This is a genomic window from Acidisoma sp. C75 (assembly GCF_054665095.1).
In genome coordinates this window covers 228,944-243,216 of record NZ_BAAFHD010000002.1, presented here as the reverse complement: position 1 = coordinate 243,216, position 14,273 = coordinate 228,944, and the positions used below count along the sequence as shown (strand labels likewise).

Here is a 14,273-nt window from a genome sequence, read left to right as displayed (position 1 = left end):
CCGCTCAGGCGGCGCGTCAGCCACCCCCGAGCTGAAGGGCGCGCGCCGTCTCGAAGAATGCGCGGATCGTCTTCGCCTCCGCGCGTTCCTTGAGGCAGAGCATCACCTCGTCCATCGCCATCGGCGGCCCGGCAATGGCGAGGCGGGCCAGCCGCGGATCGTGGCCGAATTCCGCTTCGGAAACGAATCCGATGCCGAGGCCGATGGCAACGATCTCGCGCATCGCTTCGCGCCCCTCTGCCTCGATCGCGAAGCTGAGCGCGATGCCCTGGGCAGCCGCGGCTTCCTCCACCTTCTTGCGCGTCTTGGAGCCCTGCTCGCGGCCCACCAGCGGATAGCGGGCGAGTTCGGCCAAACCCACCGGGCCGGCGCCGGCCAGCGGATGCCCGGCCGCGACGCAGGCGAGGATCGGGCTCGTATTGAGGCGCACGGTCTCGGTATCGCGCATCGGCGGCGTATCGCCGATCACGCCGATATCGGCCTCGTAGCTCGCCAGCGCCTGGCTGATCGTTTCGGTATTGCCGCTGCGCAGCACCACCTGCACGCCCGGGTAGCGGGCGCGAAAGGCCGTGAGTACGGGCAGCACGTGGTGCACCGCATCGGCCATGATGGAAAGCCGGCCGAGGCGGAGCGCGCGGGATTCGGAGAGCAGTTCCAATGCCTGCGTCTCCGTCTCGAACATACGGCGGGTGATGGCGAGAAGCTGCTCGCCCGCTGCCGTCAGCACCACCTGCTTGCGCTGCCGGCTGAAGAGCAAGATGTCGTACTCCTCTTCGAGCTTGCGCACCTGGTCCGAAATCGCCGGCTGGGTCAGCAGCAATTCGCTCGCCGCCCGCGAGAAGCCGCCATGGATGGCGACGTAGTGGAAGGCGCGGAGCTGGACGTAGCGCAAGGGTGCCTCCCGGGCTGGCAGCGAGGGGTGGTCGGCAAAGAGAACTGCATCAGGCTGATTTATGCTTCAATACAAAATAGCGATTTTTCAGATGGTTTGATTTGCCCGATGCTGATCGCCAATGCGGCAGACGGAGATGAGCATGACGGCCCTGGCCGAGGACTGGACGGCGGAGCCCCTGGCGGCGCCGGCGGAGGGCGAGCCCTATCTGCTCACCCCCGGGCCGCTCACCACCGCGCGCTCGGTCAAGCAGGCGATGCTGCGCGACTGGGGATCCTGGGATGGCGATTTCCGGGCGCTCACCGCCGGGCTGCGGCAGGCCCTGCTGTCGCTCCTCGGCGATGCGGCGCCGGCCTTCGATTGCGTGCCCATGCAGGGCAGCGGCACCGCCTGCGTGGAGGCGATGCTCGCCTCCTTCGTGCCGCGGGATGGCCATGTGCTGGTGCTCGCCAATGGCGCCTATGGCAAGCGCGCGGCGGAAATTCTGACCTATCTCGGCCGCGCGCATCGGGTGATCGACAAGGGGGACTACCTGCCGCCGCGCGGGGCGGAGGTGGCGGCGGCCCTCGCCGCGGACCCGACGCTGAGCCATGTCGTCGTCGTCCATTGCGAGACGAGTTCCGGCATCCTCAACCCGGTGAGCGAGATTGCCGCGGCCGTCTATGCCGCCGGGCGCAAGCTCCTGGTCGATTCGATGAGCGCCTTCGGCGCGGTGGAGACGGATTTCCGCTACGAGGCGCTGGTCTCCTCGGCCAATAAATGTATCGAAGGCGTGCCGGGCTTCGGCTTCGTCATCGCCCGCAAGGCCGAGTTGGAAGCCGCCAAGGGGCGCAGCCACTCCCTCAGCCTTGATCTGCATGCGCAATGGGCGACGCTGGAAAAGACCGGGCAGTGGCGCTTCACCCCGCCCACCCATGTCGTCGCCGCCTTCGTCGAGGCGCTGCGCCTACATGCGGCGGAAGGCGGCATCGCCGGGCGGGGCGCGCGCTATGCGGCCAACCGCGCGGCCCTCGTCTCCGGCATGCGGGCGGCCGGGTTCGAAACGCTGCTGCCGGATGAATGGCTCTCTCCGATTATCGTCACCTTCTTCTGCCCAGGCGACCCGGCCTTCGATTTCGCCCGCTTCTACACGCTGATGAAGGAGCGCGGTTTCATCATCTACCCAGGCAAGCTCACGGCGGTGGAGAGTTTCCGCATCGGCTGCATCGGCCAGATGGACCCGCCGGTGATGCGCCGCGTCGTGGTCGCGGCGGTGGAGTCGCTCGCCGCCATGGGGGTGGCGAGCGCGGCGCCGCCGGCCGCCGCCATCGCCGCCCGCGCCCGCCTCGCGGCTTGAGGTCGCGCATGCCGATCATCCATACCGAGGGCGAATCCAACCGCTCGGATGCGCGGGCGCGCTGGTCTGCCGGCCTCGCCGATCCGGCGACGCAGGATCTTTTGCGGCGCGATGCGGATGCCTTCCTGCATCAAAGCCTCTCCAGCCCTTGCCTCAGCGCCATCGCGCGCGCGGACGGCATCTGGATCGAGGATACCGCCGGCCGCCGCTACATGGATTTCCATGGCAACAGTGTCCATCACATCGGCTATGGCCACCCCCGGCTGAAGGCCGCGATCATCGACCAGATGGAGCGGCTGAGCTTCGCGCCCCGCCGCTTCACCTGCGAAACCGCCGTGGAACTGGCCGAGACGCTCGGCACCCTGGCGCCCGGCGATCTCGGCAAGGTGCTCTTCACCACCGGCGGGTCGGACGCGATGGAGGTCGCGCTCAAGCTCGCCCGCGCCGCCACCGGCCGCTTCAAGACGCTCTCCTTCTGGGATTCCTTCCACGGCGCGGGCTTCGGCGCCGCGAGCGTGGGCGGGGAGGCGACCTTCCGCTCCGGCATCGCCGGGCCGCTGCTGGCTGGGGCCGAGCATGTCGCGCCCTGGGCAAGCCACCACTGCCCCTATGGCACCGCCTCGCTCGCCTCTTCCGCGCGCGCCTGCGCCGCGATGATCGCCTATGTGCTGGCGCGCGAGGGTGATTTCGCCGCCCTTGTGGCGGAGCCGATGCGAGCGACGCCCAACCCGCCCGCGCCCGGCTTCTGGCGCGCCGTGCGCGAGGCCTGCGATCGCCACGGCACGCTGCTGATCTTCGACGAGATCCCGACCGGGCTCGGCAAGACCGGGCGGCTCTTCGCTTCCGAGCATGACGGTGTGACGCCTGATATCCTCGTCATCGGCAAGGCGCTTGGCGGCGGCATGCTGCCGATCGCCGCCTGCATCGCGCGGCGGGCGCTCGATGTCGCGGGCGACTACGCCATCGGCCATTATACGCACGAGAAGAACCCCATCACCGCGCGGGCGGCGCTGACGACGCTCGCGATCATCCGCGAAGAAGGGCTCGTCGGGCGCGCGGCGGAGCTTGGCGCCCATGCCCTCGGCCGGATGGGCGATCTCATGGCGCGGGCGCCGCATATCGGCGAGGTGCGCGGACGTGGCCTGCTCTTCGGCGTCGAGATCGTGACCGACCGGGAGAGCATGACGCCGGACAATGCGCGGGCCGAGCGCATCTATTATCGCTGCCTGGAAGCGGGGCTGAGCTTCAAGATCAGCCAGGGCAATGTGCTGACCCTTTCGCCGCCGCTCGTCATCGCCCGCGGCGATCTCGATCATGCGCTCGATATCATCACCCAGGCCATTCGCGCCGAAAGCGATTGACGGAAACGAGGCGGCCGGCGGCCGATCATATCGGCTGTTCTGCCGGGCTGTTCCGCGCCACAGGGTCAGTCTCTCACTGGGAGAAGCGGCGGCCGCGCAGGGCGCAGGATGCGACCAATTGCCAGCAGAGAAGCACGGTCCATAGTCTCGTTTTATGACAATACTGTTGCAATTTGTCCAACTGCCCAATATGATTGAAATAAGTCCATCAGTTTATTTTTGGATTTCATAAATTAAATAGATTTTACTTAAAGTTCCTTTCGCGGCAGGTATGCGTCTCAAGCGGCAAGCCATCGCCGGCAATCTTGGGGACATGGCCGGTGGATCAGCCGCAGGCCGCTCCCTCCTGAAAAAGGGGCATCGTCATGCGCGCAGGATTCTCTCTGGCTGCGGGTCTTCTCCTGGCAACTCTGGCCGGTGCCTCGGCCGAGGCCGCTTCCGGGGTCGTCACCATCTACAGTGCGGACGGCCTGCACGATGGCAACCCCAGCTGGTACGGCAAGGAATTCGCCGCCTTCACCAAGGCGACCGGCATTCAGGTCCAGTATGTCGAAGGCGGTTCGGGCGGCGTGGTCGATCGGATCGAGCGCGAAAAGTCCAATACCCAGGCCGATGTTCTCGTCACCCTGCCGCCCTTCATCCAGAAGGCGGCGGCAGATGGTCTGCTCGCCCCCTATACCCCGGCCGCGGCCGCGGCGATGCCGGCGGCGAACAAGGACCCCAAGGGCGAATACTACGCCATGATCAACAACTATCCGAATTTCATCTACGACGCCGCGGTGCTCAAGCAGCCGCCTGCCACCTATGCCGATCTGCTCAAGCCCGAATTCAAGAACAAGCTGCAATATTCCACCCCCGGCCAGGCGGGTGACGGCACGGCCTTCATGCTGCAGGTCTTCCATGCTTTCGGCAGCAAAGCGGCGGGGCTCGATTTCCTCAAGAAGCTGCAAGCCAATAATCGCGGCCCCTCGGCTTCCACCGGCAAGCTCACCGCGCTTGTCAACAAGGGCGAACTCTATGTCGCCAACGGCGATCTGCAGATGAACCTCGCCCAGATGGCCGATAATCCGAACGTGAAGGTGTTCTTCCTCGCCGGCCCCGACGGCAAGAAGAGCGCCTTCGCGCTGCCCTATGATATCGCGCTCGTCGCCCATGCGCCGCATGCCGAAAACGGCCGCAAGCTGATCGATTTCCTGCTCAGCAAGCAAGCCCAGGCCGATGTCAGCACCATCGCGCAGGGCGTGCCGGTGCGCTCGGACGTCACGCCGACGGACGCCAACTACCAGAAGCTGCAGGCGATGCTGCAAGGCGTGACGATCTGGCAGCCGGATTGGACGGCGATCCTCAGCGAGCTGAAGAGCGACATCGCCGCCTACAACAACGCGACGGCGAATTGATGAGCGAGGCCGCCATCGGGGGGCGCGGATTGCACGCCGCTGCCGCATCCGCTTCCACTGCCGCGCCGTCGGTCGCGGCCCCGGTGGTGGCGGCTACGGCGGCGGCGGCGGGCGCGAGCGGTATCCGCTTCGCGGATGTCAGCGTCACCTATGGCGGCCTCACCGTGCTCGCCGATCTCAGCCTCACCGCCGAGCCGGGCGAGATCGTCGCTCTCATCGGCCCCTCGGGCTCGGGCAAGACCACCGCCTTGCGGGCGGTGGCGGGCTTCGTCCGCCCCTCGCGCGGCCGGATCTTCATCGGCGAGCGGGACGTGACGGATCTGCCCCCCTATGAGCGCCGCATCGGCATGGTGGTGCAGAACTACGCGCTCTTTCCCCATATGCGGGTCGAGGAGAATGTCGCCTTCGGCTTGCGTGCCCAGGGGGCCGAGCGGCGGCTGATCGCTGCCCGCGTCGCCGAATGTCTCGAGATGGTCGGCATGGCGCGCTATGCCAAACGCCTGCCGCGCGAGCTTTCGGGCGGCCAGCAGCAGCGCGTTGCCATCGCCCGCGCCCTCGCGGTGCGGCCGCAGGTGCTCCTGCTCGACGAGCCGCTTTCCGCCCTCGATACCCAGATCCGGCGCAGCATGGTCGAGGAAATCGCCCGCCTGCATCGCGATCTTCCTGATCTGACGGTGCTCTATGTCACGCATGATCAGGGCGAGGCGCTGACGCTCGCCGATCATATCGGCATCATGCGGGATGGCCGGCTGCAAGCCTTCGGCCAGACGCAGGCGCTGTTCCAGGCGCCGCCCTCGCGCTTCGCGGCGGAATTCCTCGGCCGCGCCAATCTTCTGCCGGTGCGCCATCTCGGCCAGGGCAGCCTGCTCTTCGGCGCCGCGCCGCTGCGAGCGGCCAATCCGCGCGGCCTGCCGCCGGGGGAGGCGCTGCTTTGCATCCGCCCGCATCATCTCCGCCTCAGCCCCGGCCCTGGCCTCACGAACCGGCTTTCGACGAAGGTTTCGGCTACTCAATGGCAGGGGGATGCGCTGCACATCACGCTGGAGGCCGAGGGTCAGGTGCTGCGCCTCACCTGCCCGCCGATGCCCGCGCATCCCGCCTATGGCGCGCCGCTCGATCTCTTCTTCGATCCTGCCGAGGTCACGCTCGTGCCGGAGGAGCCGGACAGTGTCTGATTTGGCGCTCTCAGCCGCCGGGCGCGGCGCAAGACTCGGCCCCGTCCTGTGGGTCGCGGCGCCGCTTCTCCTGCTCCTGCTGTTCTTCTTCTATCCCCTGGCGCTCATCGCGGGCTCGGCGCTCGGCCAGGGCGCCGGCGGCTTCCTCGCCGTTCTCGCCTCCCGCCAGTTCGCTCACGGGCTGGAGCACACCCTCGCCATCGCCCTCACCGCCACCGCCGGCTGCCTTATCCTCGGCTTCGTCCTGGCGCTGACGATCGCCTTCCTGCCCTTCCCCGGCGCGCGCCTCGCCGCCCGGGTGATCGACACCATCATCGCGCTGCCGACCTTTCTCGTCACCCTCGCCTTCACCTTCCTCTACGGCTCGGCCGGCTTGCTGAACGAGGCGCTGATGCACGCCTTGGCCCTGCCGCTGCCGCCCGCCGATTTCCTCTATTCGCAATGGGGGGTCATCCTGGCGGAAATCACCGTCTATACGCCTTTCGTCATGCGCCCGCTGCTGGCGGCCTTCGCCACGCTCGAAGCCGCCCAGCTCGAAATCGCGAGCAGCCTCGGCGCCAGGCCCTGGCGCATCGTGCGGCAGATCATCCTGCCGGCTGCGCTGCCCGCCCTCCTGGCCGGCGGCAGCCTCTGCCTGCTGCTCACGGTCAACGAATTCGGCATCGTCCTCTTCATCGGCGCCAAGGACGTGATCACCCTCCCCATGCTCGTGTACGAGAAGGCGATCCAGCAGTTCGACTATAGCGGCGCCTGCACCATCGCCGTCGTCAACGTGCTGCTCTCCCTCAGCCTCTATGCGCTCTACCGCTTCATCCTCGGCCATGTCGCAGGCAGCCATGCTCGTCTGGTCTAGAAGCGCCCGCCTCGCCATCTGGGCGGTGATGGTGCCCCTCTTCCTCGTCGTCTATGGTCTGCCGATCGGTGTCATCCTGCTCGCGAGCCTGGCGCGGAGCTGGAACGGCGTGCTGCCCGCCGCCTTCACCCTCAGCCATTACGGCGCCGCCCTGCATGGCGATTCGCTCAACGCCCTCGTCACCAGCCTGTTGACCGGCCTCATCGCCAGCCTCGCCGCCCTCGTCAGCGGCGCCTGGGCGGCGCTCGCCCTGCGCCGGCTGCCGCGCCGCGGCGCCCGCTGGCTGGATGCAGTGTTTTTCGTGCCGAGCGCGGTTCCCTCGGTCTCCGTCGGTCTCGGCCTGCTCGTCGCCTTCAGCCAGAAGCCGCTGCTCCTCAACGGCACGCCCGGCATCGTGCTCGCCGCCCATTTCGTCCTCGTCAGCGCCTTCACCTATGGCAATCTCCGTGCCGGCCTCGCGCGCATTCCGGCGGAATGCGAGGCGATCGCCGAAAGCCTCGGCGCGCGCCCCTTCTACCGCTTGCGCCGGGTCACACTGCCGCTGCTCGGCCCCTATCTGATTTCGGCCTTTTCGCTGAGCTTCGCCCTCTCGATGGGGGAGCTTGGCGCCACCATCATGATCTACCCGCCAGGCTGGGTCACGCTGCCGGTGCAGATCTTCGCCCTCTCCGATCGCGGTGCGATTTTCGATGCGGCAACGCTGACGGCGCTGCTCGGCTTCGCAACCCTTCTGATGCTGACCGCACTGTCCCGCCTCACCGCGCGGGCCCTTTCAGGAAACGGATGACCGCCATGCCCTTCACCCATCTCCGCGCCGTGGTGTTCGACTGGGCCGGCACGGTGGTCGATTTCGGATCGCGCGCGCCGATGGGCGCCTTCGTCGAAGCCTTCGCCGCCTTCAATGTCGCCATCACCATCGCCGAGGCGCGCATCCCGATGGGCATGGCCAAGCGCCCGCATGTCGCGGCGCTGCTCGCCATGCCGCGGATCGCCGCCGCCTGGGCGGCGCGCCACGGCCAAAGGCCGGGCGAGGCGGAGATCGACGCGGTGTACGAGGTCTTCGTGCCGAAGAACATCGCCGTGGCCGCCGATTACGCGGATCTCATCCCCGGCGCGGCCGAGGCCGCTGCCGCCATCCGCGCGCAGGGGGCGAAGATCGGCAGCACCACCGGCTATACGCGGGAGATCATGGCCCAGATCCTGCCCCGCGCCGCCGCCCAAGGCTTCACGGCGGACGCCATCGCCTGCACCGGCGATGCCCCCGAAGGCCGGCCGAGCCCCTTCCTGATGTGGCGGGTGCTGGCCGAACTCGGCTGCTACCCGGCCGGCCGGGCGGTGAAGATCGACGATACCGAGGTCGGCGTCGCGGAGGGCATCCATGCGGGCGCCTGGTCCATCGGCGTCGCGGTAACGGGCAATGCCTTCGGCCTCTCGGCGGAGGAAGCGGCCGCCCTGGCCCCGGCCGATTTCGCCGAACGCCGGGCCGCGGCGGCAAGCCGGCTGCACGCCGCCGGCGCCCATTACGTGATCGATGGCGTGGCGGATCTCATGCCGGTGCTGTTCGAGATCGAAGGCCGGCTCGCCCGCGGCGAGCGGCCCTGATCGCCACCGCCACCGTCAAGCGAGGCCGAAACGTTCCTTGAGCGCCGGGAGCTTCTGCTTGCTGACCGGCACCGGCGGGCCCAGCGGTTCGGGCAAGGCGATCAGGAAGCCTTCGTCCTGGCGCAGGATCTCGGTCACGTAGTCGAGATTGACGATATGGCTGCGATGGACGCGCAGGAAGCGCGCGGGATCGAGCCGGCTTTCGAGCACCGAAAGCGAGAGGTTGGAGAGGTAGCGATCCTGCAGGGCGACGATGGTGGTGTAATGCCCCTCCCCCTCCAACCGGCCGATATCCTTGACATCCACGAGCACGATCCGGTTATGGCGATAAACCGGAATGCGGGAGATGAGCCGCATCGGCGCCGCCGCCGTCTCCGGCTCGCCTTCGGCCACCGCCGGCGCGGTCGTCAAATCCGTCAGGTCGTAGAAGATCATGCAGAAGCCGGCGCGGCCGTCGGCGGCCATCATCGGCGATACCTTGATCATGAGCATCCGATCGGGGATGTTGATCATCATCGCCTGCGGCGGCGGCGATTTGCCATGCGGGCCGCCCTCGCCCTGCCCAAGGAGAAAGGCGATCTTCTCTCGGCTTTTCGGCGGATGCAGCGCCAATACGTCCACGCCGAACATCGCCTCGAGCGCCACGCCGAGCGATGGCTGAGCGGCCGGCTGCAGAACCTGGATCGCCACATCGTTCAGCGCCGTCACGCGCCGCTCCGCATCCAGCCAGACGATCCCGGGATTGAACTGTTCGAGCTTGTGCTGGAAGGATTCGCGTGGCGAACGTGGGCGCGGCGCGGCGGCAGCGCCGGCAGCCCGCTGAGCGGATCGGTCGTCTCGGGTTGAGGTCTTCACGCCGCCGGCCTTCCGTGGTTCACGTCTCTCGGGAATAACGCTCGATAAGGCTTGCGCTTTTGCCCCGCGGCCGTTTTTTGCCGGCCTTGCGTGCAAGCCTATGGAGCTTCGCGCGGCGGAGCAAGCGCGGCGGCCGCATGCGCAGGCTCCGTGCCGCTTGCGCGCTCCGGCGCCCGCTCGCGGCGCCAGGCCCCTCCCTCACGCTATCAAAACGATGTTTCGTGCAATTCCCGTTGCCGGCTGCGATCCGCTTCCGGGAGCTTGGCCCCGCAGGCCCGGCGGATGCTTCCGCATGGCCCAACCGCTGTCAGAAGACAGTCTGCCGATCAGGGAGGAGCTATGATCCCGCGTCCCTTCGCCTATCACGCGCCGGAATCGGTCGCCGCCGCCATCGCCTTGCTGCAGGATCATGGCGACCAGGCGAAGCTGCTCGCTGGCGGCCACAGCCTGCTGCCGATGATGAAGCTGCGCTTCGCCGCGCCCGAGCATCTGATCGACCTCGGGCGCATCGCCGAACTGCAAGGCATCGCCCGCGATGGCGCGGAGATCCGCATCGGCGCGATGACGACGGAGCGGGAGATCCTCGCCTCGCCGCTGCTCGCCGAACACCTGCCGCTGCTGGTGGAAACCGCGCGGCAGATCGCCGATCCGCAGGTGCGGTCGAAGGGCACGATCGGCGGCGATATCGCTCATGGCGATCCGGGGAACGACCATCCGGCGGTGATGCTGGCACTCGATGCCGCCTTCACCCTGGCGGGGCCGGGTGGCACGCGGCGCGTCGCGGCGGCGGATTTCTTCCTCGGCACCTACATGACGGCGCTGGAACCCGACGAGATCATGACGGAGATCCGTATCACCCCGCCAGCCACCGGCAGCGGCACATGCTACGCCAAGCTGAAACGCAAGACCGGTGACTACGCGACCGCGGCCGCCGCTGTCGTGCTGCGGATGGAGGCGGGGCGCGTGGCTCATGTCGCGATCGGGCTCACCAATGTCGCGCCCTGCGCCATGCGGGCCGCGGCGGCGGAGGCCGCTCTGCTGGGCCGCGCGCTGGACGAGGCGGCGATCGCCGATGCCGCGCGGCTGGCCCAAGAGGCTTGCGAGCCTTCCGCCGACCTCCGCGGCGATGAGGAATACAAGCGCGCCATGGCGGGCCAGATGGTCGCACGCGCACTCCGCACCGCCCTTTCTCGCTGCACCGGCTGAGGAACCCGCGCATGACCAAAAAAACCGTCGTCAGCTTCAGGCTGAATGAAAAGCCGGTCGATATGCTTGTCGAGCCGCGGGAGCTTCTCATCCACACCTTGCGCGAACGGCTCGAAACGCGCGGCCCCCATATCGGCTGCGAGACGAGCCATTGCGGTGCCTGCACGGTCGATATGGACGGCATCTCCGTCAAAGCATGCACCGTGCTCACCGTGCAGTGCGAAGGGCGCGAGATCCTGACGATCGAGGGCTTTGCCAAGGGCGGCCAGTTGCATGCGCTGCAGGAGGCCTTCATGCAGGAGCACGGGCTGCAATGCGGCTTCTGCACCCCGGGGATGATCACACGCGCCTATCGGTTGCTGCAGGATAACCCGAGCCCGACGGAGGAGGAGATCCGCTACTGGATGTCCGGCAATCTCTGCCGCTGCACGGGATACCAGAACATCGTCAAGGCCATCCAATATGCGGCGGCCAAGCTACGCGGCGAGGCGGTGGAAACCTCGCATCCCCTGATGGCAGAGGTGACCGGCTGATGAACGAAATCTCGCCTGATCTCGGCCGTCTCGAAAAGCTCGAAGGCATCGGTTGCGCGCGCAAGCGGCGCGAAGACCCGCGCTTCATCCAGGGGCGCGGCACCTATGTCGATGATATCCACCTGCCTGGGATGCTGTTCGGCGTGATGGTGCGCAGCCCCTATGCGCATGCGCGCATCCGCGCGATCGACACCGCCCGCGCCAAGGCGATGCCGGGCGTGCATGCGGTGCTGACGGCGGAAGACCTGAAACCCCTCAAGCTTCATTGGATGCCGACGCTCGCGGGTGACGTGCAAGCGGTGCTCGCCGATGGCAAGGTCTGCTTCCAGAACCAGGAAGTTGCCTTCGTCGTCGCCGAGGATCGCTACATCGCGGCGGATGCGGCGGAGCTTGTGGATGTCGATTACGAGGAACTGCCGGCGGTCGTCGATCCTTTCCGCGCGCTGGAGCCGGACGCACCCGTCATCCGTGAGGATCTGGCAGGCAAGGATGTCGGCGCGCACGGGCCGCGGCGGCACCACAACCACATCTTCAACTGGCAGATCGGCGATCGGGACCGGACGGATCGGGCCTTCGCCAATGCGGCGGTGACGGTGAAGCAGGATATGCTCTATCCCCGCGTGCATCCCTGTCCGCTGGAGACCTGCGGGTCGGTCGCGAGCTACGATCCGGTCAAGGGCGATCTCACGGTCTGGATCACCTCCCAGGCGCCGCATGTCGTGCGCACGGTGGTGGGCCTGCTTTCCTCCATTCCGGAATCCAAGATTCGCATCATCTCGCCCGATATCGGCGGCGGCTTCGGCAACAAGGTCGGCGTCTATCCGGGCTATGTCACGGCGATCGTTGCCTCCATCGTGCTGGGGCGGCCGGTGAAGTGGATCGAGAGCCGCAACGAGAACCTGACGACGACCGCTTTCGCGCGCGATTACTGGATGACGGGCGAACTCGCGGCCGACGCCGATGGGCGCATCAAGGGATTGCGCGTCAATGTCACGGCCGATCACGGCGCCTTCGATGCCTGCGCCGATCCCACCAAATGGCCGGCCGGCATGTTCCATGTCTGCACCGGCTCCTATGATATCCCGACCGCGCATGTCTCGGTCGATGGCGTGTACACCAACAAGTTTCCCGGTGGCGTCGCCTATCGCTGCTCCTTCCGGGTGACCGAGGCGGTCTATCTCGTCGAACGCATGATCGACGTGCTGGCCCAGAAGCTCGGGATCGACAAGGCCGAAATCCGCCTGCGCAACTTCATCGCCAAGGAGCAGTTCCCCTATCACACGCCGCTCGGCCTCGAATACGATTCCGGCGATTACGCACCGGCCTTGCGGCGCGTCATGAAGGCGGTGGATTACGACGCGCTGCGGGCGGAGCAAGCCGCCAAGCGGGCCGATCCGAACTGCCCGGTGCTGATGGGCATCGGTATCACCACCTTTACTGAAATCGTCGGCGCCGGGCCGTCCAAGAATTGCGACATCCTCGGCATCGGCATGTTCGATAGCTGCGAAATCCGCGTCCATCCCGATGGTTCGGCAATTGCGCGGATGGGCACGATCACCCAGGGCCAGGGACATCAGACGACCTATGCCCAGATCATCGCGACCGAGGCGGGAATCCCGGCTTCCGTCATTCATGTCGAGGAAGGAGATACCTCAACCGCGCCCTACGGCCTCGGCACCTATGGTTCACGCTCGACCCCGGTGGCGGGGGCAGCCGTCGCCCGCGCCTCACACAAGATCCGCGAGAAGGCACGCAAGATCGCGGCACATCTGCTCGAAGTGTCGCCAGACGATCTCGAATTCGACCTCGATCAGTTTCGCGTCAAGGGCGATCCCTCGCGCGCAAAGGGCATGAAGGAAATCGCCTGGGCGGCCTACAACAACGTGCCCGAAGGCATGGAAATGGGATTGGAGGCTGTGGATTACTACGATCCGCCAAATTTCACCTTCCCCTTCGGCGCTTATCTCGCCGTCGTCGATATCACCAAGGCGACCGGCGAGATCAAGGTACGGCGCTTCTACGCGCTGGATGATTGCGGCACCCGCATCAATCCGATGATCATCGAGGGGCAGATCCATGGCGGGCTGACGGAGGGCTTCGCCGTCGCCTTCGGGCAGGAATTGCCTTACGACGAACAAGGCAACGTGCTCGGCGGCACCTTGATGGATTACTTCGTGCCGACCGCGGTCGAAACCCCGCATTGGGAGACGGATTATACCGTCACCCCCTCGCCGCATCATCCGATCGGCGCCAAGGGTGTCGCGGAATCGCCGCATGTCGGCTCCATCCCTTGCTTCAGCAATGCGGTGGTGGATGCCTTCGCGCATCTTGGCGTGACGCATACCGGCATGCCGCACAACGCCTATCGCACCTGGAAGCAATTGAACGCGCTTGGGGTTGCCGGATGAAGATCACGATCGAGAAAAGCCTCGACCTGCCGCTCTCCCCGGCGCTCGCCTGGGATATGTTGCAGGATATCGAAGGCGTGGCCGCCTGCCTGCCGGGTGCAAAAATCACCGAGCAGCTGGACGAGACGCATTACAAGGGCACGGTCTCCGTGAAGCTCGGCCCGGCGACGGTGAGCTTCAAAGGCGAGATCGAAATCGCCGGCCGCGACGAAGCGGCCGGCACGCTGCATATCATCGGCAAGGGCTCCGATCAGGGCGGCACCTCGGGCGCCTCCCTCGATCTCCACGCCTCCATCATAGCCCTGCCCGGAGGCGGCGCGCGGTTGAGCGGCGTCTCGGATGTGACTGTGACCGGCAAGGTGGCGACCTTCGGGGCGCGGCTCATGAACAGCGTCTCGGAAGTGTTGTTGCAGAAGTTCTTCACCAATCTCGCCGCCCGGGCGGAGGCGCTGCGCGCGGCCCAGCCGGCAACAGCCGCCGAGGTGAGCGCACCCCCCGCTATGGCCGCATCCACCACGGCATCGGCTACCATGCCCGCGCCGATGCCCGCACCGGCGGCGGAGACGAAGCTGAATGCGCTGACGCTGCTCTGGGCGATCATCAAGGATTTCCTGGCGAACCTCTTTCGCCGCTCAAAGGCGACATGACGGAGAGG

At 66.9% G+C, this 14,273-nt stretch carries 13 protein-coding genes; 11 read left to right on the top strand and 2 right to left on the bottom strand.

Features of this window, described 5'->3' with window-relative positions:
* Nucleotides 1-16: 16 nt before the first annotated feature.
* Complete coding sequence (locus tag ACYQ7X_RS03425; protein ID WP_459695430.1) at nt 17-892, bottom strand: LysR substrate-binding domain-containing protein; 876 nt, start codon at nt 890-892, stop codon at nt 17-19.
* A gap of 142 nt (nt 893-1,034) precedes the next feature.
* Between ACYQ7X_RS03425 and ACYQ7X_RS03420 the strand changes: the two genes are divergently transcribed.
* From ACYQ7X_RS03420 to phnX, 7 genes are all read left to right on the top strand, one after another.
* Nucleotides 1,035-2,228 (top strand): 2-aminoethylphosphonate--pyruvate transaminase, encoded by a 1,194-nt coding sequence (locus ACYQ7X_RS03420; RefSeq protein ID WP_459695429.1) that lies wholly within the window; start codon nt 1,035-1,037, stop codon nt 2,226-2,228.
* Between the two features lie 8 nt (nt 2,229-2,236).
* Nucleotides 2,237-3,589, top strand: coding sequence for a (R)-1-hydroxy-2-aminoethylphosphonate ammonia-lyase (gene pbfA, locus ACYQ7X_RS03415; RefSeq protein ID WP_459695428.1), 1,353 nt, complete (start codon nt 2,237-2,239; stop codon nt 3,587-3,589).
* A gap of 365 nt (nt 3,590-3,954) precedes the next feature.
* Nucleotides 3,955-4,986: a 2-aminoethylphosphonate ABC transporter substrate-binding protein gene (locus ACYQ7X_RS03410; protein WP_459695427.1), complete on the top strand. Its 1,032-nt coding sequence runs from the start codon at nt 3,955-3,957 to the stop codon at nt 4,984-4,986.
* Nucleotides 4,986-6,161, top strand: a complete 1,176-nt coding sequence (locus ACYQ7X_RS03405; RefSeq protein ID WP_459695426.1) for an ABC transporter ATP-binding protein — start codon at nt 4,986-4,988, stop codon at nt 6,159-6,161. The genes ACYQ7X_RS03410 and ACYQ7X_RS03405 overlap by 1 nt, the downstream gene beginning before the upstream one ends.
* Nucleotides 6,154-7,014, top strand: coding sequence for a 2-aminoethylphosphonate ABC transporter permease subunit (locus ACYQ7X_RS03400; protein ID WP_459695425.1), 861 nt, complete (start codon nt 6,154-6,156; stop codon nt 7,012-7,014). Before ACYQ7X_RS03405 ends, ACYQ7X_RS03400 begins: the two co-directional genes overlap by 8 nt.
* Nucleotides 6,983-7,801 carry an ABC transporter permease subunit gene (locus tag ACYQ7X_RS03395; protein ID WP_459695424.1) on the top strand — a complete coding sequence of 273 codons (819 nt, stop codon included), beginning with the start codon at nt 6,983-6,985 and terminating at the stop codon, nt 7,799-7,801. The genes ACYQ7X_RS03400 and ACYQ7X_RS03395 overlap by 32 nt, the downstream gene beginning before the upstream one ends.
* Nucleotides 7,798-8,616 carry a phosphonoacetaldehyde hydrolase gene (gene phnX, locus ACYQ7X_RS03390; protein WP_459695423.1) on the top strand — a complete coding sequence of 273 codons (819 nt, stop codon included), beginning with the start codon at nt 7,798-7,800 and terminating at the stop codon, nt 8,614-8,616. The genes ACYQ7X_RS03395 and phnX overlap by 4 nt, the downstream gene beginning before the upstream one ends.
* A 15-nt stretch (nt 8,617-8,631) precedes the next feature.
* On the opposite strand, the gene ACYQ7X_RS03385 is transcribed toward phnX, so the two are convergent.
* Nucleotides 8,632-9,471, bottom strand: a complete 840-nt coding sequence (locus ACYQ7X_RS03385) for a LytTR family DNA-binding domain-containing protein (protein WP_459695422.1) — start codon at nt 9,469-9,471, stop codon at nt 8,632-8,634.
* A gap of 339 nt (nt 9,472-9,810) precedes the next feature.
* On the opposite strand from ACYQ7X_RS03385, the gene ACYQ7X_RS03380 reads away from it, so the two are divergent.
* The 4 genes from ACYQ7X_RS03380 to ACYQ7X_RS03365 are packed head-to-tail and all read left to right on the top strand — an operon-like array spanning nt 9,811 to nt 14,265.
* Nucleotides 9,811-10,677: an FAD binding domain-containing protein gene (locus ACYQ7X_RS03380; RefSeq protein WP_459695421.1), complete on the top strand. Its 867-nt coding sequence runs from the start codon at nt 9,811-9,813 to the stop codon at nt 10,675-10,677.
* Nucleotides 10,678-10,688: 11 nt separating this feature from the next.
* Entirely contained in the window at nt 10,689-11,210 is a 522-nt protein-coding gene (locus tag ACYQ7X_RS03375) for a (2Fe-2S)-binding protein (RefSeq protein WP_459695420.1), read from the top strand.
* A complete protein-coding gene (locus ACYQ7X_RS03370) occupies nt 11,210-13,618 on the top strand; it encodes an aerobic carbon-monoxide dehydrogenase large subunit (protein WP_459695419.1) in 2,409 nt (802 codons plus the stop codon). Before ACYQ7X_RS03375 ends, ACYQ7X_RS03370 begins: the two co-directional genes overlap by 1 nt.
* Complete coding sequence (locus tag ACYQ7X_RS03365; RefSeq protein WP_459695418.1) at nt 13,615-14,265, top strand: SRPBCC family protein; 651 nt, start codon at nt 13,615-13,617, stop codon at nt 14,263-14,265. The genes ACYQ7X_RS03370 and ACYQ7X_RS03365 overlap by 4 nt, the downstream gene beginning before the upstream one ends.
* The last annotated feature ends 8 nt before the right edge of the window (nt 14,266-14,273 follow it).

Bases quoted from the DNA above. Each gene is read 5' to 3' on its own strand.
- ACYQ7X_RS03420 (WP_459695429.1), top strand. From the start codon at position 1,035: ATGACGGCCCTGGCCGAGGACTGGACGGCGGAGCCCCTGGCGGCGCCG.
- pbfA (WP_459695428.1), top strand. From the start codon at position 2,237: ATGCCGATCATCCATACCGAGGGCGAATCCAACCGCTCGGATGCGCGG.
- ACYQ7X_RS03410 (WP_459695427.1), top strand. From the start codon at position 3,955: ATGCGCGCAGGATTCTCTCTGGCTGCGGGTCTTCTCCTGGCAACTCTG.
- ACYQ7X_RS03405 (WP_459695426.1), top strand. From the start codon at position 4,986: ATGAGCGAGGCCGCCATCGGGGGGCGCGGATTGCACGCCGCTGCCGCA.
- ACYQ7X_RS03395 (WP_459695424.1), top strand. From the start codon at position 6,983: ATGTCGCAGGCAGCCATGCTCGTCTGGTCTAGAAGCGCCCGCCTCGCC.
- phnX (WP_459695423.1), top strand. From the start codon at position 7,798: ATGACCGCCATGCCCTTCACCCATCTCCGCGCCGTGGTGTTCGACTGG.
- ACYQ7X_RS03380 (WP_459695421.1), top strand. From the start codon at position 9,811: ATGATCCCGCGTCCCTTCGCCTATCACGCGCCGGAATCGGTCGCCGCC.
- ACYQ7X_RS03375 (WP_459695420.1), top strand. From the start codon at position 10,689: ATGACCAAAAAAACCGTCGTCAGCTTCAGGCTGAATGAAAAGCCGGTC.
- ACYQ7X_RS03370 (WP_459695419.1), top strand. From the start codon at position 11,210: ATGAACGAAATCTCGCCTGATCTCGGCCGTCTCGAAAAGCTCGAAGGC.
- ACYQ7X_RS03365 (WP_459695418.1), top strand. From the start codon at position 13,615: ATGAAGATCACGATCGAGAAAAGCCTCGACCTGCCGCTCTCCCCGGCG.